The organism is Pseudarthrobacter sp. PH31-O2, from assembly GCF_030063265.1.
GTDB lineage: Bacteria > Actinomycetota > Actinomycetes > Actinomycetales > Micrococcaceae > Arthrobacter.
This window is the reverse complement of the sequence record NZ_JASIST010000002.1, coordinates 245,695-269,043: the sequence shown is the minus strand read 5'-3', so window position 1 is coordinate 269,043 and position 23,349 is coordinate 245,695. Positions and strand designations below refer to the sequence as shown.

Sequence of the window (23,349 nt, the reverse complement as noted above, 5' to 3'; positions counted from 1 at the left end):
CATTGTTGCTGCTATTTGCCGACGCAGGCGATCGAATCCGGACCCAGCGGCGAAGACGCCCCGTCGGTGCGGACGATCATCACCTGAATGCAGCTGGGTTCGGCCGGATTCGCGGCAATTTCAGCGGCCGGCCCGGCGGACGACTGGTAGTCCCCGTCACCCTTGAGAGTGTGGACCCGCCACTTGTAGCTGTCGCCGGGTTTCGGCTGCGGGTTGGTCCAGGTGAAGCTGACCTTCCCGGCCGCCCCGGCCACCCCGGCCAGCGCGGTGACGTCGGGCACTGTGCCGTTGTCCAGGGCGTCGGCGGGCGGTTTGCTGACCTGGTCGGTGGCTTTCGGAGCCGGCTCGGACCCGGTGGTTGACGCAACTATTCCGAGCACGGCGGCGGCCACCAGGACGGTGCCGCCGACAATCGAGAGCAGCAGCGTGCGTCGGCCGTGGCCGGCCGGGTGGGCCTCCGCGCCGTCGTTTGGGCTGGCCGCGGGGGCCGTGCTGGAGCGGTTGACCGTGGCCGCAAGGTCATCTTCGGGGGCCGCAGCTCCTTCGGCGGCTCCGGTTACGGGGGCCTCGAAGGCCGGCAGCGCCGGCGGGCGGTGGATGGTTGCGTTGTTGAACGTTGTTGCGTTGTCCACTGTGGAACTGGTGTCAGCGCCGCCGAACCGGGCCGGGAAGGTCGGTGTGTTGCCGGTGGCGTCCGGGTCGATCGCGGCGACGCTGCGGACCCTGGTTTCTTCGAAGCCGTCGTCCGGATGGTTTTCCTCCGCGCGCGGTTCCTCCAGGACCTCGAACGGTGTCACGGAGAGGTTCAGCTCGGCCTGGATCCGCTGCAGGGCCAGTGCGAAAGCGTGCGCCGAGGAGTATCGGGATGGTGCGGCCTTGGCCATCGCCGTCGCGAGCGCCAGTTCCAGGGATTCCGGGACATCGGCGCGGCCCAGCTTGGGCACCGGCAAGTTGGTGATCCGTGAGATCAGCTCCCGCTGGGAGTTGTCCGCCCCCGGCAGCACAAACGGGGACCGGCCGGCCAGCAGGGTGTACAGCGTGGCGCCGAGCGCCCAGACGTCCACCAGGACCCCGTCGACATGGTGGACGGTGAACTGCTCGGGCGGCGACCACGGGATGGACATGCCGGCGTCCTCGTCCGAGTCGCCGGCGAGGGTTCCGGAGATCCCGAAGTCAGTCAGGGCCGGCCGGTTGTAGTCGGTGACGAGGATGTTCGCCGGCTTGATGTCGCGGTGCGCTATCCCGGCCCGGTGGGCGGTCTCGACGGCGGACGCCACCTGGATGCCGACTGCGAGCACCTCGTCCACGCTGAAGGGCTGCCGACGGTAGCGGACGTCCAGGCTGGGCCGCGAGCAGTACTCCATCGCGAGGTAGGAATGCCCGGCGTCGGTGATTTCGGCTTCGAAGATCGTCACGATGTAAGGGTGCGAGGACAACTGCGCCATCAAGTTTGCTTCGGATTCGAAGCGGCGGCGGGCACCCTCGGTCTTCAGGTCCGAAAGCAGTACCTTGACGGCGACATTGCGGCGCGGCCGCTCCTGCCCGTAGAGATAGACGTCGGAGAATCCGCCGGAGCCGAGCAGGCTGATGTAATTGAAGCCCGGAATCACCGGCGGCGGGGCTACCGGCCGTTTGGAGCTCACGGGATCTCCTCAAAACGCAGCGAGATGCCGTCGCCGACCTCGGCGATGTCACCGTCCAGCACGATTGCCATTTCGCCCTGGGCGAGCCGGCGCGGGGGTTGTCCTTCGCGGACCAGTACCGTGCCGTTGGTCGCCTTCAAATCACACAGCATCACGTGCCAGCCTTCTAGCCGGACCTCCACATGCGAGCGGGAGATGTCTCCGCTGGGGCTCGCTACTTGAATCAGCTTGGGCATCACGGCGCCCTGGACGCGGGACACCGAAGGCTGGCGTCCCACGATGAGGGACTGGGTCAGGTCGATCAGCTCACCGGTGGACAGGCGCATCTGGCCGAGGCGGGGCCGCCTGACCTGGACGCCGTCACCGGGCAGCGGCTGGCCGCAGCGGCCGCACTGGGCGCACGTGGACGGGTTGGCGTGGCCCTGCGGGCAGACCCGGGCAAGCACCATCGGTCCGGTAGCCTGTTCCGCCGCCGCGCGCTGGGTGCTGGGCGGCTGCGGGCCGGCACCGGCGAGGTCGCCCTTGATGATGGTCTGGCCGTCGTGGTCGGCGTCCGTTTCGGTGCGGGCGGCCGGGAGCATCGGAACGTGCTGCTGTGCCGCCGTCGGCAGGGGGACCGCCGGCAGTGGCGCAAGCGCAGGTGCCGGCGCGGGCGCAGCCGGCGAGGAACGGGCCCCGCCGGTGTGCCAGGGGACGGAATCGATCAGTCCGGTGGACACCGGGTGCGGGGCCGCGGGTGGATCCGGGGCAGGGGCGGGAGCGGCTGCTGGTTCCGCCACCGCCACCGCCGCGGCCGGCTCAGGCGTCGGCCCTGGGGGCGTTTCGGCAAAGTCACCGGAGAGTTCCGAGTCGGCGTCCGGGTCCTCGCGGACGGCTGCGTCTTCGATATTCCGCATCACCGTTTGTTCCCAAAGGTGATCGTAGCTGCCTGTCGGCTCCTGTTCGGCGGGCTCCGATGCGGCGGGCTTTTGCGCTCCGGAGGCTTCCTGATCCTGATCCGGACCGGCGGGTTCCCGGCCTGCGGCCGCCGGTTCCGGTTCGGGTTCCGGTTCAGCGGCCGCCGGTTCCGGTTCGGCCGGCGCTGCGGCCGCCGGTTCCGGTTCCGGTTCCGGTTCCGGTTCCCCGTGCAGCGTCCGCTCCAGCTCCAGGTCCTCGACGGGATATGCCAGCACGGTCTCTGCCGACGCACCGTCGGCGCCCGCCCCGGCGGCCGTCAGTGCACCCGGCAGGGCAGCCGCACGAAGGTCCATCCGCAGGCCCTTGAGCAGAACCACCCCGTCTGCCAGCCGCAGCTCCGCGGCGGCGCGGGGCGCACCTGCGGCCTCCGCACCGGGAATTCTCAGGCTGAATCCGTCGGCAGCTTCGAACCGCCGTTCGGTCCACGTGGTCACGTCTCGGCCGCTCAGTTCCACCGGGCCGCCGGGCAGCTCCACCGTCAGGTCGATCCCGCCGCGCAGGAACAACTGGAGAGAACCGGTGCCGGCCACTATCGCAAACCACGGCAGCCGGGCAAGTGACCCGCCCGAGGCCGCGGACAAGGTATCGAGGACTTCGGGCGCTTCCGGTCCGGTGCCCAGAAGTTCCCACAGCGACTCAACGAGGGCCGGTGTGCTGTCCGGGTGCAGCAGCACCACGGTTCCCGAGCGCACCACCCCGAGCCAGCTGCCCGGTGTGTAGCGCACTGCAGCGGTGGCGTTAGTGCTTGGCATCGTTGGGGTCCTTGCCCGGTCCACCAACAGCCGGTCCACCAACAGCCGGTCCACCAACAGCCGGTCCATCAACAGCTTGTCGCTCAACAGCATGTTCGCGCGCATCGGCCCTGGGCAGGGTGTCTTCGTCTTCCGCTGCGGACGCACTGCGCGGCGCTGTCCGGACGACGCCGTCGTCGTTGCTGACATCGGTGGCGTCCAGCACAATGCAGGTGACGTTGTCCCTGCCGCCGCTGCGCAGGGCCGCCTGGATGAGCTCATCCACGGCTGCCTGCGGGTCCGCCCGGGAGCGCAGGATACTGCCGATGTGCTCGTCGTCGAGTTCGCCATTGAGCCCGTCGGAACAGACCAGGATGCGGTCGCCTTCCTCAATCGGCAGCAGCCAGTAGTCGGCTTCGATTTCGTCGCCGGTGCCCAAGGCCCGGGTGACAACGTGCCGGCGCGGATGCACGGCGGCCTGCGCCGGGCTGATCTGCCCGGCATCAACAAGTTCCTGGACTTCGGAATGGTCCACGCTGACCTGGCTTAGTTGGCCCTGACTGAGCCGGTAGGTCCGGGAGTCACCGATGTTCAGGACCAGCCAGTAAGGCACGCCCGTCTGCTCCACCACCACAACCCCGGAAAGTGTGGTCCCGGCGCGGGAACCGGTGGCTTCCCGGATACTTTCGTCGGCCAGCAGCAGGTATTCCTGCACAACGCCGGCGGTGGCATCACGCCCGCCGCTCGCCAGCTGCGGGATCCGGGCAAGGGTGCGGACGCAGATGCCGCTGGCGATTTCGCCGGCCTCGTGCCCGCCCATGCCGTCCGCGACGGCGAAGACGGGATCGGCGGCGATGTAGGAATCCTCGTTCATCTCGCGCCGCAGGCCCCGGTCCGTGCCGTAGCCGCAGCTCAGCCGGAGTCCGGAGGTACCGCTGGGGGGCCCGTCGGGGGCGGTGCCTGGGGTGGCTGGGGAGGGAACGGCGGCCGGCTGGGGAATCATGCCTGTCCTAGGTAGAAGGAGCGGTCACCGAAGTGCACGGTGGAACCTGGGCGGACGTGGGTGGGTACCCCCGCCGCGAGGACGGCATGGGTACCGTCCGGGGTGCTGACGGCGCTGCCGTTGGTGGAGTTGCGGTCTGTCACCCAGACGCCCCCGTTTCCGGCGTGCAGATGGAGGTGGGTCTTGGAAATGGAACGCCCGGGATCGGCGACCGGGATAAGCTGCACCGGCCCCTCGCCGGGGTGCCCGGCGGGGTTCCGGCCGACCAGCACCGTGCGGTCCAGCTCAATCTCACGGCCGTCATCAAGCCGGATCCGGAGCATCGCCACGGTGATCGGGGCCTGCGTGTCGCGGACCTGGGTACGGTCGTGGTCCTCGTCGGGGTGCGCGGCCGGCAGGACGCTTGCGACGGCGGCCTCCGGTGCTGGGCCGGGCCGCGGTGCTGGCCCGGGCTGATGGGCTGGCCCGGGCTGCGGCCCGAGCACCGGCGGCTGCCATTGGCCGGCGGCGGGCGCCGCGGCTGCGGCCGGGGCGGACGCGGGCGCCGCGGCTGCGGCCGGGGCGGGCCGGGCGGACGCGGGCGGCGCGGCGGCCATGGCTCCGGCCAACGGCGAAGCGACCTGCCGGACCGCTGGAAGGTCAAGGGGCGCGAAGCTGTAAGGGCCTTGGATCCCACCGGTCGTGATCGGGTTGCGTCCGGCCTTTACATCGAAGACCAAGGTCTTCGCGGCAGCGTCGTGCCAGCCGCGGAGCTTCCCGTTCCGATCCCACGAGCTGGACAGGACCACCAGGACAGCCCAGGCAGCGCCGAGGAACACGAGGGGCCCCAGCACCACCAAGGCCACACCAAACCACTGGAAAATCACCACGGCAGCCGCAGCGATCACGGCGAGCAGCAGACCGGCCCCGGTGATAAGGCCACGCAGGAACACCGCTCCCCCGCCCGGCGCGAAACCATCGGCGTCCGAGCTGCGGATGCCCATCAGGCTGTTGCCGGCCGTCACGCCGGAACGGCCCTCAAGCACGGCAAGAACCACTGTGTAGATCAGGGTGAGGCCTGCACCAATGCCGCCGAACAGCACCAGGGACGAGGTGTTGTACACGATAAAGCCGCCGCTCTGGCTCCGGGTAATACCGGCCAGCCCGATGGCCAGCAGCACAGTCAGGATGGTCACCGGCGCCAGCCAGTCCAGCACTGCCGCACCCAGCCGTTTCCCGGCAGCCGCGGGTACCAGCTCCAGCTTGTGTGGCACCGAAGGACCTCCCCCTTGTCCGCGGGCCGGGGCGGGGCCCTGCGTTACGGGGATCCTACCGGGGATCCCGTGCGCATGCGAAGGCTCCCGTAAGTTGTGCGCGTTCCGCGCGGAACGGTTGCTCAGCGGCGTCCCGCAGGAGGTACAAAAGGCAGCCCCCGGCCGGAGCGGCTGTTGGCAGCGCGGGCAGCGTTCGACGTCGTCGGTCATGGCTCGTTGTGGTTCTTCCTGGCGGTCTGGCTGGCGTCGGCTGCAGAGTCGGCGGCAGCAGCAACGGAGGCTGCCTGCACCGGGCCGGACTCCACTGTACCTGCCGGTGTTGCCGGAGCTGCCTGCCGGCCGCGTTTTGTGCCCGGAACGCGGGGTTTGAGGCCCCGCAGGGTGAGCGCCGCCCGGCCGTCAGCCAGCAGGGAGCGCGGCGAGAACCGGGCCCGCTGCCGTCCCCAAAACCCGAGCGCTCCGGTCATCTCCTGCAGCGAGCCGTCCACGATTTCCCAGTACTGCCGCACCTGGTCCTCACTGGGCTGGCCGGCGCCGAAGATTGCGGCATCGGCCCGGTTGGCGAGCAGGATGGTGGTCCCCCGGGCGGACGGAAACGCCTCGGCAAGCACAACGGCGGACTCCCGGCGGGTCGCGCGGCTGTCCACTTCGGCGCCGAGGTCGGCCGCGAGGCTCACCACTTCGCGCCAGCCACCGCCGACACGCTGCGCAGCCGGTCCGTCACTGAAGCGCGCCTTCCGGCGCCGCGACTTCAGCAGCGCGATCAGCAGCAACGGCAGCGCGAGGATCCCCACCGGGATCAGCGCGAACCCGATCGCCGTCAGGAGCGGTCCCCAGAACAGCCAGGGGTTGTTTTTCTTCTCATCCGCGTCCAGCGCATCCGGTGAAGAGTCCGGCGGAAGGTCCGCGGGTTCCTGCGGCGGGGGCGGCGGCTGCAGCACCTGCGGCTTGGGTTTGGACTTGTTTTCCGGGTCCGGCGGGATCGGCACATTGTCCTTCGGCGGCGTCGGGTCGAAGGACACCCAGCCCACACGGTCGAAGGCGACCTCAACCCAGGCGTGAACGTCCTTGCCGGTGATCTTCACCTCGCCGGCACCGTTTTCCGGGCTTTTCGGGTCCGGGTAGAACCCCATCACTACCCGGGACGGGATGCCGAGGTGTCGGAGCATCAGGGACATCGCGACGGCGTACTGTTCGTCGTCGCCGAGCATCTGTTTGGCGGTGAGCAGGCTCCGGATCCGGTTCGCGCTGTGACCGGAGACGCTGGGCAGCTGGCCGTCGGCGATCAGGCCGTTGCTGAAGGCGCCCTTCTTCTGGAAGTGAGCCTCGACCTGGCGCACCCGGTCAATGGCCGTAGGGGCGTCGGCCGCCAGCTCGTTGGCCTGGGACCCGACAACCGGCGGTACCTCGGCGGCATCCGGCAGGGCTATCTTGGCGAAGTCGTACTGCGTCAGCTGGCCGTGTTCCAGGGTGGCGGGATCTGCTACCTGGACCCGGTAGGAGTCGCCCTTGGCAAGCCCCTTGGTCGTCACAGCGGTGTCCGTGCCGGCATTAAAGTACAGGCCGGACGCCGCGCCGGAGCCGTCGCGGACAAAGCTGATCCCGGTGGTTTTGCGGCCGCCGGGCAAGAAGTAGCCCTGGTAGTCCCCGATCGTGATGTCCAGGGCGTAATTGTTGCTCGGGACGATCCCGCCGGCGTCGGCCAGGGTGTTGATGGACTTGGCGTCGCCGACCTTGCTGAAGCTGCCGGAGCCGTTGGGATCCATGTTGTAGTTGGTGCCGTTGAAGGAGTCGAGGGCGGCGAGCCGGACCCGGGCGTCCTTGGGCAGGCCCTTGACGACAAAGAGGTTGTCGTCCTTTTTGTCCTTGACGAAGTTCCGAAAGCTCGCCAGCGGGGTGACGTAGTCCTTGGGGTCGAACGGCGGAACGATTGTGTTGCGCAGCACCCGGCGGTCCTCGCCCGCGGTGACCAGCGGGGACGCGACGGCGGTGACCCCGACGGCGACGGCGATCACGGCCGCGGCGGTGCCCAGCCGGCGAAGGGTGGCGGAGCGGGCGTTGGCCGGGTCCGTCTCCAGCCGGTTCACGGAGACCTTGCGGGTGTCGCTGCGGCGCAGCGCGTCGCGGCGAAAGGTGGCCCAGGCGATAGCGACAACCGTGAGTGAGATACCGCGTTCGACCGTGAGGAAACTGGCGTTTGTGCTGAACGCAATGCCCGTGATGAACAGCACCAGCACCGGCAACAGCGGCCAGTACGGGCTTTTCAGCCGCCAAATCAGCAGCCCGGCGGCCAGCGCGGTGAGGAGCGAGCTCAGGAACGGCACAATCAACGTTCCACCGGCGGTGCCGACCGGAACGCCGACGGTGAGCATATCCTTCCAGGCGAACACAACGCCCAGCAGCAGGGTGCGCAGCGAGGCGAGGGTGGGCAGGACGCCGGCGAACGAGGCCTCCGGGACCGCCAGTGCCGTGCCGAAAACGAGGTATACAGTAAGTGTCAGGGCGGCGGTAATCAGGAGCCCGAGCCGGTAGTGCACTGTGGCCGCGGCCAGGGCGAGGCCCAGCAGGATGCCGCCGAAGCCCGCGACCAGGTAGTACGGGTCGCCGCCGAAGCTGAGGCCGAAGCCGAGCACGCCGAGGCCCAGCAGCACGGTGAGGGCACCGGCGTCGAGCGCGAGATGCCATAGCGGCTGGCCGCCGGCGAATCCGGAACGTTTCGGCGCGGCGGCGTTGCTGCGCCGCCGGGCCGTTGTGGCGGTGCTCATGCTGCCGCCTTCCGCAGCACTGCGGCCAGGTCTGAGAGGTCTCCGAGGGTCAGCACGGTCAGGTCCCCGATGTTGGCCCTGGCCGGCGCGGCTCCGGACTGGAGCCGGACCGCGAGGCTGCGGACACCCAGCGGCACCGAGGCCGAGGCGGAGCGCAGCTGGGTGGGGGTGACGTTGCTGCCGACGAGCAGGAACACAACGGAGGCATTGGGGACGGTGTCCGCCAGGCTGCGGGCCAGGTCGACGGCGGTTTTGCGCTGGGGTGCGCCGACGATCCGGGTCATGTCATCGAGCATGTTGCGGCCCGTTTCGCAGCGCAGCGGTCCTTTTTGGGTCAAAACGTCGAGGTCGCGTTGTTCGCGGATGGCCTGCCGTCCGATCGAGGCCGCCGCTGAGACGGCGAGCTCGAATTCCTCCTCGGAGGCGTATTCGTTTGTGTTGATGGACAGCGAGATGGCGAGGTGGGCTCGGCGGGTTTCCTCGAACTGCCGGACCATCAGCTTGTTGGTGCGGGCTGTGGTTTTCCAGTGGATGTGCCTCCGGTCATCGCCGGGCACATAGTCGCGCAGGGCATGGAAGGAGACGTCGGCGCTGGAAAGGTCAGTGGTGGGCATACCCTCGAGGTCTCGGATGAAACCGGCAGCCGAGCCGGCCAGTGCCACGGTTTTCGGGTGCACAAACAAGTCCTCTGGTTCCGTCCACAGCACCTGGCGGCGCAGCAGGTGCAGCGGATCGGCGCGGACCGACCGGACCGGGCCCACAACAATCACGGCGCGGCGCGCGGTGGGGATGGTGAACAGGTCCTCATGGGTCTGCTGCGGTTTCATCCGGGGCAAGTGGAAAACGGCGGTGGCGGCACCGACCGGAAGTTCCAGGTCCGCCGGCAGCAGGGGCCGGACGGAGGTGTTGGAGACCGAGATGCTGCCGACGGCGCTGTCGCCGACTGCCACCCTGCTCCGGGCCAGGTCCAGCACGACGCCGTAGGACGAGCGGCCCAGGACGAAGCCGACAGCAAGCACAAACAGGACAAACGCGGCGATCGCGGCCGCCTTGGCTTCCTGCCAGCCAAAGGCCTGCCCGACGGTCCACAGCAGGGCCGCGGCAGCCAGCACGAACCAGCCCAGCACGCTCACCAGGGAGAGCACCGGCCACGCGTAGCGCAGCCAGAGCGCCCGCAGGCTGCGGCGGGCCGGGGCCAGGGCAAGGCCAGCGGTGCTCCCGGCCTCGGCCCAGAGGGAGGCCGGGTGCAGCCGGGTCGGCCTGCCGTCCCGGTGGAAGGGCCGTTGCAGGCGTTCAGCAAGCCGGGCCAGCGGAGTGCTGGAGGACATATGGGTGCCTTTGTTCGTTCGGGGTGACGGGGAGCGCTACTCGGTGCCGCTACAGCGCGGCGGCGCGTTGCTGCGGTGCGGCAACTTCGCCCAGTACCCGGGCCAGGACGGCCTCGGGGCTGGCGCCGGAGAATTCGGCTTCCGGGTCCATGACCAGGCGGTGGGTCCAGACGACGGCGGCCAGGTCCTTGACGTCGTCCGGGAGCACGAAGTTCCGGCCCTGGCTGGCGGCCCAGACTTTTGCGGCACGGACCATGGCGAGGGCACCGCGGACGGAAACGCCGAGGCGGGTTTCCGGGGCGTTGCGGGTTTCCTCGCAGAGCCGGGAGATGTACTCCAGCACGGCGGTGTCCACGTGGGTGGTGGCGGCGAGGTCCGCCATGTCCGCGATCGCCTGGGTGGTGATGATTGCGGTCATTCCCTTGGACCGGTCCTTCAGGTTGGCGCCGCCGAGCAATTGCACCGTGGAGGCGTGGTCCGGGTAGCCGATGGAGGTCTTGATCAGGAAGCGGTCCAGCTGGGCCTCCGGCAGCCGGTAGGTGCCGGCTTGTTCGATCGGGTTCTGGGTGGCCATCACCATAAACGGCCGTCCCGCCTCGTAGGTGGTGCCGTCCACCGTGACACGGGATTCTTCCATCACCTCAAGCAGCGCCGACTGCGTCTTGGGCGAGGCCCGGTTGATTTCATCGGCCAGCACGATGTTGTTGAAGATCGGTCCCTTGTGGAACTCGAACTTCTGCGTCTTCTGGTCATAGATGGTCACGCCTGTGACGTCCGAGGGCAGCAGGTCGGGGGTGAACTGGATGCGGTTGTTGGAGCCCTGCACGGTGGCCGCGAGGGCGCGTGCAAGCGAGGTTTTGCCGGTCCCCGGGGCGTCTTCGAAGAGGACATGCCCCTCGGCCAGCATCGCGGTAAAAGTCAACCGGATGACGTGGGCCTTGCCCAGGACGGCCTGGCCGACGTTGGCGACGAGTTTTTCGAAGGTGCCGGAAAACCATTCGGCCTGTTCGGTGGTCATGGTCATGGGGTGGTCCTGTTCTGTTCTGGGTGGAATTGCGTGGGGTGCCGGCGGCGGGGAGCCCCGCGGGGGGCGGCGTTGGGGACAGTGGCAGGCATCAGCAGCCGCCGGGCCGGGGTCCGTACAGATCCACTGTGGTGGACTTGACGAACCAGTTTGGGTGGCTGCCCTGGGTCACACGGAACCAGGGTGTGCCGTTGCCGTAAATGTCCTTGGTGCAGTTGATGGTGAGCTTGCCCTCGGCCCGATCCACCCAACCGACACCGCAGCTCGAGGGGGAACCGGGGACGAAGGAATCAGGCTTTCCCGGCTGGCCCGGGCACGTCCGGACGCTTGAGGCATCGACCTGGATCTGCGAGGCAGGCGGCGGCGGTGTGGGATCGTTCCCGGACGTGGCCGATGCCTGTCCCGCCCCGCCGTAGGCCACTGTGAAGGCCCTCACCTGCAGGGTCCTGGTCTTGTCCCAGCCGCCCCCGGCAGCATCGAACCTGTTGGCCGTGCCAACGGATGTCCAGCCGCCGCCGTCGAGGTTCACTTCATACCGGGCCAGGGGCCGGCCGTTGGTGCTGGGGTTGTTCCACGTCCAGTGGACCTGGCCATCCCCGGCACCTGACTTGCCGCCGTTGACGTTGGGGGCGTTCGGCGGGGCGTATGGATTGCCCGTACCGATCGCGTTCGCGTCCCCGGCGACATTGTTTTTGGTGGAGGCGGCGATGATGTTGACGGTGACGTTCTGGCCGTTCGGCTGGCCGCCGATGGTGCCGCCGCCGGCGTTGATCGGGCCGGAGCCACTGGCGGTGGACCAGCGGTAGGTGATCTCCGTGGCCTGGGAGCCGTTGCGCTGGGCCTGCGTGAGCGGCGTGAACGTCACGGCCAACTGGCCGCTGGTGCCGGTCTCCTTTACGGTCCCGCTGCTGACCGTGCCGGGCTTGCCTGCGGCCCGGATCCGGGCTGACTGCGGACTCACTCCGGAGGTCCCGGCCTTGTTGGTTGCCGAAACAGTAAAGGTGTAATCCGCTTCCGAATTCGCCACCGTGACGTTTTGCGAGGTGCCGGCGACCTGTTGGGTCGATACCGGCGCGCCGCCGTTCAGGGTAGTCAGCGTATAGGCCGAGACCGCGTCGCCGTTGTTGTTCGGCGCCGCCCAGGAAATCTTAAGCTGGCTCTGGTTCCCCACGGAACCGGCCTGGCTGGCGCTCGGTGCCGCCGGGGTCACCGGGACCCCTGCCGGAGTCTCGGCGGCCGAATAGGCGCTCCACTCGGAGGGCTCCTTCGCATCGTTCCGGGCCAGGACGCGGACCTTGTAGGCGACACCGTTTTTGAGGCCCTTCCAGAGGTAGCTCACCGAGGTGAGGTTCTGGATCTGGGCGTTCTGGCCTGCCGGCGCCGGCGAGATTTCCAGGTCGTAGGACTTGACCGGCGAGCCCTTGGACGCGGGGGCCGTCCAGGCCACGGCGAGCTGGGTGTCGCCGAACTTCAGGGCCGGCGCGGCCGGGGTGTCCGGCTTAACGTCGGGGCGTACCTCGGCCGATGCCGGGGACCGCTCCGAGGTGCCCAGGGCGTTGGTGGCCGTGACCTGGAAATGGTATTTGGTGTTGTTGGTCAGTCCGGTCAGCGTGCAGGAGTTGGCCGGGCAGTCCTGGCTGTAGCCGCCCTCCCCAAACACCGTGTATTTGGTGATGGCCGAGCCGCGGTCCGCTGGCGCGGCCCAGTTCAGCAACGCAGTGCTGTCCCCCACGCTCGCGGCCTGCGGCGTGGTCGGCGCCAGCGGCTTGTCCTTGACCGTCAGCCGGATCCGGGCCGTGGCGTAGCGCGAGGACTCGCCGGTCTTATCCGCCACCGTGTAGGCCACGATCATGGTTCCCGAGAACCCGTCGGCAGGGGTCACCGTGACAGTGTCGCCGGTGGCGGCGGCGGTGCCCTGGCCCGTCTCGGTCACTGCCGAGACAATCTTCAGCGCGGTCTCCGGAAACGGGTTGGCATCGTTGTCGAGCACCCTGACGGTGACGGGCTTCCCGGCGGCGGCGTTGGTTTCGACGTCGTCGTTGGCGACCGGTTTGGGCCTGTTGGAGGCGGTCACGGTGAGCTGGTAGGTGGCCGTCGCCTCGAGTCCCCGGGGGTCCTTGGCCTTGACCTGGACGGCGCCCGCGGTCCCGGCATTGGTGCCGTCCTTGGCGGCGGCTCTTAGGGTCTTGCCGTCGATGCTGGCATCGAAGCCGGCCGGCACGCTGCCGACGAGCTCGTATTTCATCGTGTCGACGTCGCCGTCATCCGGATCGGTGGTCAACTTGGCCAGGTCGGTCGTGGCGGAGTCAGCCTTGGGCACGTCCACCTGGCTGCCCAGCAGCACTGGCGGGTTGTTGCGGTTGGGGTCCGGCAGCACCCTGGTGCGGATGCTGAGGGTTGCTTTCAGGCCGGCGGGGTCGTCCGGGCCGGAGCCGTCGGTGACCTCGAAGCTGAGGGAACCGGGACCCGCATAGTCCTTGCCCGCACTGTATTTCAGGGCAGTGCCGTTGCCGGCCACGGGGTCGGAGCCGTCGGCGCCAATAAGTTTGATCCGGTCCGTCTGGGTCAGGCGCGGCGTGCGGCCCTCGCGGACCTTGACCCACTCCTTGAGGTCCACTGGCACGGACTGCCCGGCGATAACCTCGATGACCTCGTCCTTGGCCAGGGTGGGTACCTGCTGGCCCAGCCCCGGGACCCAGATGATGGCGGTGGACTGCTGGCCGTCCACGTCTTCGACGGTGTAGGGGATCAGCTGCGGCTGCTCCGTCAGCTCCACGATCATGTTGCCGTCGGTGCCGGGCTTCGCCGTGGGCACCTCAGAGGCGATCTTGAGGTTCTCGCCCACGCCGTCAGGGTCCTCGTCGTTCTTCAGGACGGGGACGTCGACGGCCGTTTTCCCGAGCGTCTGGGCAGAGGTCACCCGGTCATCCCGGGCAACCGGAGCCAGCAGCGGGACGTTCTTGTCGACCTTGACGGAAATGGCCGCCTGGGCCGTCGCGCCGCGGTCGTCCGCCACCGAGTAGCGCACGTTGACGGTGCCTTCCCCGCCTGGTGCAAGCAGGATGATGCGGGAGCTCTGCTTGCTGACTGTCGCCTGCAGCTCCGGGGCGGCCTCGATGCCGTCGCCGGCGATCCGGATGGGGTCGCCGTCGGGATCGGTATCGTTGCGCATGGCGTCCACCGCGATCTGCCGCCCGGGCCGGACCTTGACCTCGTCATCGACAGGGGTCGGCTTTTGGTTGGTGTCACCGCGCGGGGCGATCCCGACGGTCACGGTGCCGGTGTTGATGGCTCCCTGCCGGTCCACGACTTTGTAGCGGAAACTGTCCGTTCCGGCGCCGTCCCCGGCTGCCGTGAAGTCAATGAAGTTGCTGCCCGCTGTGGCTGTGCCCATGGCGGGGGTGCTGTCGATGCCGGTCAGCTGGACCGAGTCGCCGTCGGGGTCGATCCCGTCGAGTTCCACCGGGATCCGCACGGACCCGGTCGCCACGACGCGGGCGGTGAGGTTTTTCGGCTGCGGCCGGGTGTTTTGGGCGCCGTCGAGCGGCAGGATGTGGATGGTGACGGCAGCGGCGCTCTTTTGGCCCTGCGGGTCCACGGCGTTATAGATGGCGCGGACCGTCTTGGGCTCGGCGCCGGCGATGAAGCGCAGCGTGTTTTCGGAGATAAAACTCTTGCCGTCGGCCGACGGGACGGGCTGCGGGAGCACCGGGTCCACGCTCAGCTTTTCGCCCTGCGGGTGCGTGTCGTTGGCCAGCACCGGGATGGTGACAACGTCGTTGACCCGCACGTTCACTTCGTCCGGTTTGGGCTGGGGGGCCTCGACGACGGCGGGGGCCGGGACCGGGACCACGGCGACGCTGCCCGTGGCCGACCTGGTGCCGTTGGACATGGTGTAACTGAAGGTAAAGGGTTCCTTGGTGCCCACAACGTCAGTGATCCGCAGCATGCTGTGATCGATCACGCTGACAGAGGCTGTTGTGTTCTCCGGCAGCTGGACGGACTGCAGCACCAGCACTCCCCCGGACGGATCCGAGTCATTGGCCAGCGGGTCCAGGAGCACACTGCCGCCGACCGGCAGCAGCGCGACGTCGTGGACGGCCACCGGCTTGCCGGAGTCCTTGCCGGATTCAACGTCTACACGAATCAGGCCCTGGCTGCTCTGCGGGCCGTTGCTGGCAATGTACGTCAGGTAAACCGGTCCGGGGGTGTCGCTGCGGAAGGTGAAAGTGCCACCGTCCGTCACGGGTCCCAGCTGGGCGGTTCCGGCGCCTTCCACCTGGGCGAGGCGCAGGGCGCCGCCGTTGGGGTCGACGTCGTTTTTCAGCGGCGCGATCAGGAGGTCCTGGCCGACGACGGCGGTGACGTGGTCCGCGTTGACCACCGGCTGCAGGGCGCCGGGGGGCTGGACGTTGACGATGACTTTGGCAGTGGTGGTGGCGCGCCCGTCCCAGATGGACACCGTAACGGATTTTTTACCGGGCGCGGCGCCGGAGTCCTGGTACGTGAGCAGGCCGTCGCGGCGGACCTTGACCTGGTCCTGTTCGTTGTCCGCCTTGGCGTCCATCAGCACCAGGTCATCGCCGTCGGGATCAGTCCAGTCGGTGAGGATGTTCTGGCTGACGGTTTTGCCCTGCTCCACCAGCATGGTGGTGGGGTCTCCGCGTTTGAACAAGGGCGGCCTGTTCTCGTCCGGGCCCACGACGCTGAGGGTGATGCTGCCGGCGGCGGAGAGACCGCGGCCGTCTGCGGCGCTGTAGCCGAACGTTTCGGTGCCCGGTTTCGCGTCGGCCGGCACTGTGACCTGGAAAGCTGTGCCGCCGTAGATGTTCTCGAGGCCGCCGGAGGCGGGGCCTTTGTCGCCCACGGAGGCCGTGAGGACGTCGCCGTCGGGGTCGGAATCGTTATCGAGTACGGACAGGACTGTGGTGCGGCCCGGACGGACGCCGACGGCGTCCGGCTTGGTTTCCGGCGGCCGGTTGGGTTTGGTGCGGTCCGGCAGGATATTGATGGTGTTGTTGTCCGCCGACTCCTGGTCCTGGTCATCGGACTGGTTCTTGGGCGGGATAACGTCGTCCCAGTTATTGACCAGCTGCATGTTCTGGTTCACCAGCCACACATTGCCCGAATTCACATCGTTCAGGACCACCAAATCCCGGTTCACCCGGAACACATACGACGGCGAAGCACTCGCCTTTGGCACATCCACGCTCTTGTCATCAGCATCATTAACACACTCACGGACATACTTATTCGCCCCCGACCACGCCGCATGAATGCACCCCGCAAGCTGCACCGGCGCCGCCGGCACACCCTGCCCGCCAAAGCTGACAGTCTTCGCCGTCGACCCGTCCAGCGGCTGTTTCAGCAACGCCTTCGGCGTGGCAACGGCGACCGAGTCCGCAGCCGGACCCGAAAGCTGCAACTTCGCATCCCGAGCCTGCTCCAACGCCAACTCACGCCCGCCCGGCAGGAACAACTTTCCCCGCCCCGCATCCAGGACCACCGGCGCATCCCCCACCACGCTCAGTTGCAGGTCCCCAGCACCCTTGAGCCCGTCCCAGACGCTGACGCTCGAGTGCTCCACCTTGCCCTCAGCATCCACCGAGGTCACCGTCACCTGACCGGTCTTCGGATCCGCACTGTAAATCCGGTCATCGGAACCCACCGCAGAGACCGTCCCGGCCGAACCAGCCAGCACCGGCTCGGACTCCTCAGCATCAAAACCATTCACCGTCGAGGGCGAGAGCGCCCACACCGTACCCTTCGCCGGATCCGTCACCGCAATAACCGCCGAACCAAAACTCACCGCCGCCGAACCCGGCAACTTCTTATCCCCACCCAACCGCATCTGCGCCGCCGACACCTGATTCAACGTCGAACCCGCACTATCATCAACAAACACAGTCCCGGCATCCTGCAACACATCAAAAGTCGAACTCGCCGGCGTCACCGCACCATCCAAAACCCGGGACGGATAATTCAACCGACCCACCGCATTCTTCGACTTCGACACCACCCACACCCCGCCATCGTTCAACTGAACCTCAGCGGTCTTAAACCCCGGATAAATGATGGCAGCAGCAACCAGGACGGCCGCAGCAGACACAATAGCGGCACCAGCAATAAGCTTCTTGCGCCGTGCGTTGGACCCAGGATGGCCGGATCGCGGCTTCGTTGATCCGGGTTTCTTGGATCCCGGCATTTTGGATTCCAGCGTGGCGAGCAGACGTGTCACAGCTCAGATTCCTTCAAGATTGCGTTGTGGTTCCCCGGCAGACCCGAGACAGGGCCGCGCACTTCCCGCCACAGCCTACCCAATGATCCGGCGGCATGCGATGGGGAGGACTGCCCGCCGAGCGGTTCCCGGCCCGGGCCGGCGGCTATGGTGTTGCTCCGACCGGGAAGGTGCACAGCGGAACGCCGCTCTGCCCGGGTGGTCCGATAGTCGTGTGCCGCGAATCGATCCAGCGCGTCTGGTTCGGCGAACCGCGCACGATGTAGTACCACTCGCCGTTCCCGCTGTACGGGGTGCCGTGCGGCTTCCAGCACATGATGTCGAAGACGTCGGACGCTGCCATCCACGGCCGGTTGGTGCCGCCCTGGCCGTCGCAGGTGAAGTTCCCCGGCTGGCTGTTGTCGTACGACGTCGCGCCGGGCAGGTCGGTGCAGCTGCGGGTCATGCCCGTGTTGAGCCTGGTGGTCCAACGGGTCTTCTCGGTCCCGGACCGGGCCGAGGCCGACGCGATCGGACCGCCGGTACCGACTGAGTTGACGGTCTGGACCTGGATCTGGTGCGGTTCACTGAAGCCGCCGGTGTTGATGGTCCGGCTGCCCGAGGCGGCGACCCGTTCCCAGCCTCCGGTGTCGATCTTGATTTGCGTGTAGGCGACGTCGTTGCCCGTTGTGGACGGCGAGCTCCAGTTGAAGCTGAGGTTCTTCTGGTTCTCGGCGCCGTTCTGCCCGGACGCCGCGGGCGTTCCGGGTGCGCCGTACGGTGTGGCGGCGGCCCCGGTACTGGCGTCGGAGCTCGGCGCGACGGACGAGTTGGCCGTCACGGTAATGGTGCCGGCCTGGCCGTTGGTGAAGCCGCCGACCTTCTGGCCCGGCGTCACTGCCCCGGTCTTTCCGCTGGGGCTCGCGTAGTACGTGTAGCTGACCTCCCCGGGCTGGGAGCCGTTGCGCCCGGCCGCGTCGAGTTCGCGGAAGTTGATGACCACGGCCCGGCCCGCGCCGCCGGTGTCCGCCGGCGTCGCGCTCACGCCGGAGACCGGGCTGAGCTTGCCGGTGGCACGGCGCGGTGCCGAGGCCGCACTGACCGCGCCTTTACCCGCTTTGTTCTCGGCCTGGACCGTGAAGGTGTAGCCGGCCTCGGAGTTGTTCGCGGTGAAGTTCGCGGTCCGCACCGTTCCGGCGACCAGCTGGGTCTGGGTGGTGCCGCCGCCGCCGCTCATGGTGACGTAGTAGTTCTTGATGGCGTCGCCGTTGGTGTTCGGCTCGGTCCAGTTCACCTTCAGCTGGTTGGAGCTCCCGACGGCGGATGCCACAGCCGTCGTCGGGGCTGCCGGGGCGGCCGGCATGCCGGCGGGGTTGTCTTCGGCCGAGTAGAGGCCCCACTCAGAGGGGCCGAGTTCGTTGACGGCCTGGGCGCGGACCTTGTACCGCACGCCGTTGGTCAGCCCGGGCCAGGTGTAGCCGAGGCCGGCCACACCGTTTTTCACGGCGATTCCGCTGGCCGGCGGCGGGGAGATCTCCAGGTTGTAGCTCTTCACGGCCGAGCCTTCGGACTTGGCCGCGGGCCAGGCGATCACCATGTTCTTGTCCCCGGCTTTGACCGTGGGGGCCTCCGGCGGCGAGGGCTTCTCGTCCGGCCTGATCTCGTTGGAGGCCGGCGAGGGCACGGACTCCCCCACCTCGTTGGTGGCGGTTACGGTGAAGACGTACTTAACGTCGTTGGTCAGTCCGCTGAGTGTGCAGGTGGTGGTCGGGCACTCCTGGCTGAAGCCGTTGCTGGAGCGCACCGCGTATTTGCTGATGGTGGCACCATTGTCCGAGGGCGGCGCCCATTTGAGCACAGCTGTCCGGCTGCGCACGTCGGTGGCGGCCGGCGCCGAGGGGGCATCCGGCTTGTCCCGGACCGTGATCCGGACCCGGCCATCGGTCTGCCGGGACACGTCGTTGGTTTTGTCCATCACGGTGTAGCGCAGCACCAGCACGCCCTTGAAACCGGCGGCCGGGGTGAGCGTGATCGAGTCCCCGGCAACTACTGGCTGTCCGGCTGCGGAGCCGGTTTCCACGGTGGCGGCGACAATCTTCAGCGGGGTGTCGCTGAAGGGGTTGAAATCGTTGGCGAGCACATTGATGGTCTCGGTCTTGCCGGCGTTGGCTTTCTCGATGACGTCCTCGTTCGCGACCGGCAGCGGACGGTTGGAGGCCACGACGGTCGCCGTGATGCTTGCCTTGACCGGCTCGGAGCGGCCATCGGTGACCTTGACCGGGATGCTGCCCTTCCAGCCGGCGGCCTTGGCGGAGTCTGCGGTGACCTTCAGGGTCCCGCCATCCATGGATGCCTTGAAGCCTTCGGGCAGGGTGCCGTCGAGTTCGAACGTGAGCTTCTCCTGGTCCCCGGAGTCAACGTCCTTGGCCAGGTTGCCCAGCTCCAGGCTCGCGGACTCAGCCTTGGGCACCTCCAGGGTGGCTCCGCTGAAGCTCGGCTGGTGGTTCGCGTTCGGATCGGGAATCACAGTGGTGATGATACTGAGGGTGGATTTGAGGCCCTGCGGATCGTCCGGTCCGGTGCCGTCGGTGACTTCGAAGGTGACGGAGCCGGGGCCCACATAGTCCTTGAGCGCGGCGTAGCGCAGCGCGCTGCCGTTGCCTGCCACGACGTTCTGCGGGTCAGCGCCCTGCACACGGACGTTGTCCAGCTGGGTGATCCGGGGCGTGCGGCCCTCCCGGACCCGGACGTAGTCGTTCAGGTCCAGGTCGATTTGCTTGCCGGCCATCACTTCGACGACGTCGGTTTTGGCCAGCGTGGGGTGCTCTTCGCCCTGGCCGGGGACCCAAATGACCGCCGTCGCGCTTTGGCCGTCGACGTCGGTAACTGTGTAGGGGACCAGCTGGTCCGTCGGCGCGAGGGCCACCCGGACACTGCCGTCGCCCACCCGGGCGTTCGGGTTGCCGTCGGGCAGGCTGATCCTAAGGTCGGACCCGACGCCGTCGGGATCCGAGTCGTTCTTCAGGACGGGGACGTCGACGGCGGCCTTGCCAAGTGTTTCGGCGGGGGTCACCACGTCGTCCCTCGCGATGGGCAGTTTCAGGGCGGCGTCCGGGCTGACCCGGACCCGGATGACGGCGCTGCCCTGAGCTTTTTTGTCGTCCTGGATCTTGTAGCTGACGCTCTCGTTGCTGGCGGCGCCGGGGGCTGTAAGGAGCACCTTGCCACCCTCGGCCGCCTCGACCGCGAGTTCGCCGCGGGCCTCAAAGCCGTTGCCGACCAGGCTGATCGGGTCCCCGTCCGGGTCCGAATCGTTCTGGAGGGCCTCGACGGCGATCTTGCGGCCGGGCCTGACGTCCACCCCGTCATCGACGGCGATGGGCTTCTGGTTGTTTGCCTCCTGCGGCGCGATGCCGATGATGACCGTGCCGGTGTTTTCGGCGCCGATCCGGTCCCGGACGCGGTAGCTGAAGGTGTCTGTTCCGGCCGCCTTGCCGGCCGCGGTGAATTCGAGGTAGCCGTCCTTGACCAAGGCTGTTCCCATGGCGGGGGCCTTCTCCACGCCGGTCAGCTGGACGGAGTCGCCGTCGGCATCAACACCGTCTAGCGGCACGGGGATCCGGACGGTCATCCCTGCCACCACGCGGGCCGTGAGGTTCTTCGGCTCGGGGCGGGTGTTCCGCTCGTCGTCGCGGCCCCGGACCCGGATGGTGACCTGCTGGGAGTCCGACTGCCCGGAGGCGTTGGTGACCTTGTAGATCGCGTAGACGGTCTTCGGAACTTCACCGGCAATGAAGCGCAGGGAGTTACCGGCGGTGAAGATGCGGCCGTCCGCGGCATCCGGTTGTTGCGCGAGCACCGGTTCCAGGGTGAGTTTTCCACCGTTGGGGTCGGTGTCGTTCGCCAGGACCGGGATGGTCACGACGTCCCCGGCCCGCACGGTCGCTTCGTCCGGTTTCGCCTGCGGGGCCTGGAGCTTGGTCGGGGCCGGGACCACCAGTACGGCGATCTCCCCGCTGGCGGAGGATTTGCCGTTGGAGATGGTGTAAGTGATGTTGAGCTGGCCCTGCGCGCGGATGTCGGTGATCCGGACAACGGAGTGGTCCAGCACGGCAACGTTCACGGGCAGGCCGTCTGCCGCGGTCACGGATTGCACCACCAGCACACCGCCCGAGGGATCGGAGTCGTTGCCGAGCACATCCACCAGGACGCTGCCGCCGCTGGGCAGCAGGGCGGTGTCGCGGACGGCCACGGGGGTGCCGTCCCCGCCGCCGGGGACCACATCGACGCGGACCAGCTGCTGGGCACTCGCCGGGCCGTTGGTCACGAGGTAGGTGACGTAGTGGGCGGACTGGGCGGTGGAGTTGAAGGTAAAGGTCTGCTGGTCCGCCCCCATCGTGGCCGTCGAGTTGCCGTCCGGGCTGACCTGGGCGAGGCGGAGCGCGCCGCCCTGGGGGTCCGAGTCGTTTTTCAGCGGAGCAATCAGGGTGTCCACACCGGCGACGGCGACCACGTGGTCCGCGTTGGCGATCGGCGGGAGGGCGCCGGCCGCACGGACGTCGACGGTGATCTTCCCTTCGGTACTGGACCGGCCGTCGGAGACCGTCACGGTGACGGTCTTGCGTCCCGGCTCAGCACCGGCGTCCTGGAAGCTCAGCAGGCCGTCCGGACGGGCCTTGACCTGGTCCCGGGGGTCGCTGCTGGTGGCGCTGACGACGTAGAGGTCATCGCCGTCGGGGTCGATCCAGTCGGGGAGGATGTTCTGGCTGACGATTTTGCCGGACTGGACCACCAGGGCAGTGTTGCGGTTGGTTTTCTGCCGCGGGGCGGAATTCTCCCCGGCGGGGATGACTGTGAGTGTAACGTCGGCCGCGGCGGAGAGCCCGCGGCCATCGTCTGCCGTGTATTTGAACGTTTCCGAGCCGGTCCGGTCTGCCGGCACGCTGACCTGGAATCCGGTCGATCCGTAGATCGGGGCCAGGAGCCCGGATCTGATCGGATCCGGCGCCCGGACGGTGAGGATGTCGCCGTCGGGGTCGGAATCGTTATCCAGTACCGGGAGGATGGTGGTCTTGCCGGCACGCACCCCAAAGCTGTCCGGTTTGGCCGCGGGGGCACTGTTGGGTTTGGTGCGGTCCGGGAGCACTGTCTGCTGGACTTCGTCGGCGGAGTCTTTGTCGGCGTCGTCGGAAGTCTGCTGCGGCGGGATGACGTCGTCCCAGTTGTTGACCAGCTGCATGTTCTGGTTCACCAGCCACACATTGCCCGAGTTCACATCGTTCAGGACCACCAAATCCCGGTTCACCCGGAACACATACGACGGCGAAGCACTCGCCTTCGGCACATCCACGCTCTTGTCATCAGCATCATTAACACACTCACGGACATACTTATTCGCCCCCGACCACGCCGCATGAATGCACCCCGCAAGCTGCACCGGCGCCGCCGGCACACCCTGCCCGCCAAAGCTGACAGTCTTCGCCGTCGACCCGTCCAGCGGCTGTTTCAACAACGCCTTCGGCGTGGCAACGGCGACCGAGTCCGCAGCCGGACCCGAAAGCTGCAACTTCGCATCCCGAGCCTGCTCCAACGCCAACTCACGCCCGCCCGGCAGGAACAACTTTCCCCGCCCCGCATCCAGGACCACCGGCGCATCCCCCACCACGCTCAGTTGCAGGTCCCCAGCACCCTTGAGCCCGTCCCAGACGCTGACGCTCGAGTGCTCCACCTTGCCCTCAGCATCCACCGAGGTCACCGTCACCTGACCGGTCTTCGGATCCGCACTGTAAATCCGGTCATCGGAACCCACCGCAGAGACCGTCCCGGCCGAACCAGCCAGCACCGGCTCGGACTCCTCAGCATCAAAACCATTCACCGTCGAGGGCGAGAGCGCCCACACCGTACCCTTCGCCGGATCCGTCACCGCAATAACCGCCGAACCAAAACTCACCGCCGCCGAACCCGGCAACTTCTTATCCCCACCCAACCGCATCTGCGCCGCCGACACCTGATTCAACGTCGAACCCGCACTATCATCAACAAACACAGTCCCGGCATCCTGCAACACATCAAAAGTCGAACTCGCCGGCGTCACCGCACCATCCAAAACCCGGGACGGATAATTCAACCGACCCACCGCATTCTTCGACTTCGACACCACCCACACCCCGCCATCGTTCAACTGAACCTCAGCGGTCTTAAACCCCGGATAAATGATGGCCCCGGTAATCAGGACGGCGGAGGCAACAGCGAGGCCGGTGCCGGCCATAACCCGGCGCCGGGGGGCGGCGAAGGGGCCGGTCAGCGGGCGTGCGGCATCCGGCCGGCGGGTTTTTGGCCGCAAGGCGTCAAGGAAGGTCTTCATGTGTGCTTATGTCCCCCAGAAAGTCCCGGCCACGGCACAGGGCGCATTGCGCGTGTGGTTGCCA

General features: G+C 67.9%; 9 protein-coding genes. All 9 read right to left on the bottom strand.

All coding sequences use genetic code 11. The features are described from left to right. Positions 1-11 precede the first annotated feature (11 nt). Complete coding sequence (locus QMG72_RS05070; protein WP_283479871.1) at positions 12-1,643, bottom strand: serine/threonine-protein kinase; 1,632 nt, start codon at positions 1,641-1,643, stop codon at positions 12-14. Further along, complete coding sequence (locus QMG72_RS05065; RefSeq protein WP_282468104.1) at positions 1,640-3,352, bottom strand: FHA domain-containing protein; 1,713 nt, start codon at positions 3,350-3,352, stop codon at positions 1,640-1,642. The genes QMG72_RS05070 and QMG72_RS05065 overlap by 4 nt, the downstream gene beginning before the upstream one ends. Next, positions 3,339-4,334, bottom strand: coding sequence for a PP2C family protein-serine/threonine phosphatase (locus QMG72_RS05060; protein ID WP_282468103.1), 996 nt, complete (start codon positions 4,332-4,334; stop codon positions 3,339-3,341). Before QMG72_RS05060 ends, QMG72_RS05065 begins: the two co-directional genes overlap by 14 nt. After that, entirely contained in the window at positions 4,331-5,797 is a 1,467-nt protein-coding gene (locus tag QMG72_RS05055; RefSeq protein WP_282468102.1) for an RDD family protein, read from the bottom strand. Before QMG72_RS05055 ends, QMG72_RS05060 begins: the two co-directional genes overlap by 4 nt. Next, complete coding sequence (locus QMG72_RS05050) at positions 5,794-8,352, bottom strand: transglutaminase-like domain-containing protein (protein WP_226773095.1); 2,559 nt, start codon at positions 8,350-8,352, stop codon at positions 5,794-5,796. Before QMG72_RS05050 ends, QMG72_RS05055 begins: the two co-directional genes overlap by 4 nt. Next, on the bottom strand, positions 8,349-9,680 hold the full coding sequence (locus QMG72_RS05045; protein ID WP_226773094.1) for a DUF58 domain-containing protein: 1,332 nt from the start codon (positions 9,678-9,680) through the stop codon (positions 8,349-8,351). The genes QMG72_RS05050 and QMG72_RS05045 overlap by 4 nt, the downstream gene beginning before the upstream one ends. A gap of 49 nt (positions 9,681-9,729) precedes the next feature. Further along, on the bottom strand, positions 9,730-10,704 hold the full coding sequence (locus QMG72_RS05040; RefSeq protein ID WP_226773093.1) for an AAA family ATPase: 975 nt from the start codon (positions 10,702-10,704) through the stop codon (positions 9,730-9,732). Positions 10,705-10,795: 91 nt separating this feature from the next. Further along, complete coding sequence (locus QMG72_RS05035) at positions 10,796-16,909, bottom strand: Ig-like domain-containing protein (protein ID WP_502934650.1); 6,114 nt, start codon at positions 16,907-16,909, stop codon at positions 10,796-10,798. Between the two features lie 178 nt (positions 16,910-17,087). Then, positions 17,088-23,189 (bottom strand): Ig-like domain-containing protein, encoded by a 6,102-nt coding sequence (locus QMG72_RS05030; protein ID WP_282468161.1) that lies wholly within the window; start codon positions 23,187-23,189, stop codon positions 17,088-17,090. Between the last annotated feature and the right edge of the window lie 160 nt (positions 23,190-23,349).

Bases quoted from the DNA above. Each gene is read 5' to 3' on its own strand.
- QMG72_RS05065 (WP_282468104.1), bottom strand. From the start codon at position 3,352: ATGCCAAGCACTAACGCCACCGCTGCAGTGCGCTACACACCGGGCAGC.
- QMG72_RS05060 (WP_282468103.1), bottom strand. From the start codon at position 4,334: ATGATTCCCCAGCCGGCCGCCGTTCCCTCCCCAGCCACCCCAGGCACC.
- QMG72_RS05055 (WP_282468102.1), bottom strand. From the start codon at position 5,797: ATGACCGACGACGTCGAACGCTGCCCGCGCTGCCAACAGCCGCTCCGG.
- QMG72_RS05050 (WP_226773095.1), bottom strand. From the start codon at position 8,352: ATGAGCACCGCCACAACGGCCCGGCGGCGCAGCAACGCCGCCGCGCCG.
- QMG72_RS05045 (WP_226773094.1), bottom strand. From the start codon at position 9,680: ATGTCCTCCAGCACTCCGCTGGCCCGGCTTGCTGAACGCCTGCAACGG.
- QMG72_RS05040 (WP_226773093.1), bottom strand. From the start codon at position 10,704: ATGACCATGACCACCGAACAGGCCGAATGGTTTTCCGGCACCTTCGAA.
- QMG72_RS05035 (WP_502934650.1), bottom strand. From the start codon at position 16,909: ATGCCGGGATCCAAGAAACCCGGATCAACGAAGCCGCGATCCGGCCAT.
- QMG72_RS05030 (WP_282468161.1), bottom strand. From the start codon at position 23,189: ATGGCCGGCACCGGCCTCGCTGTTGCCTCCGCCGTCCTGATTACCGGG.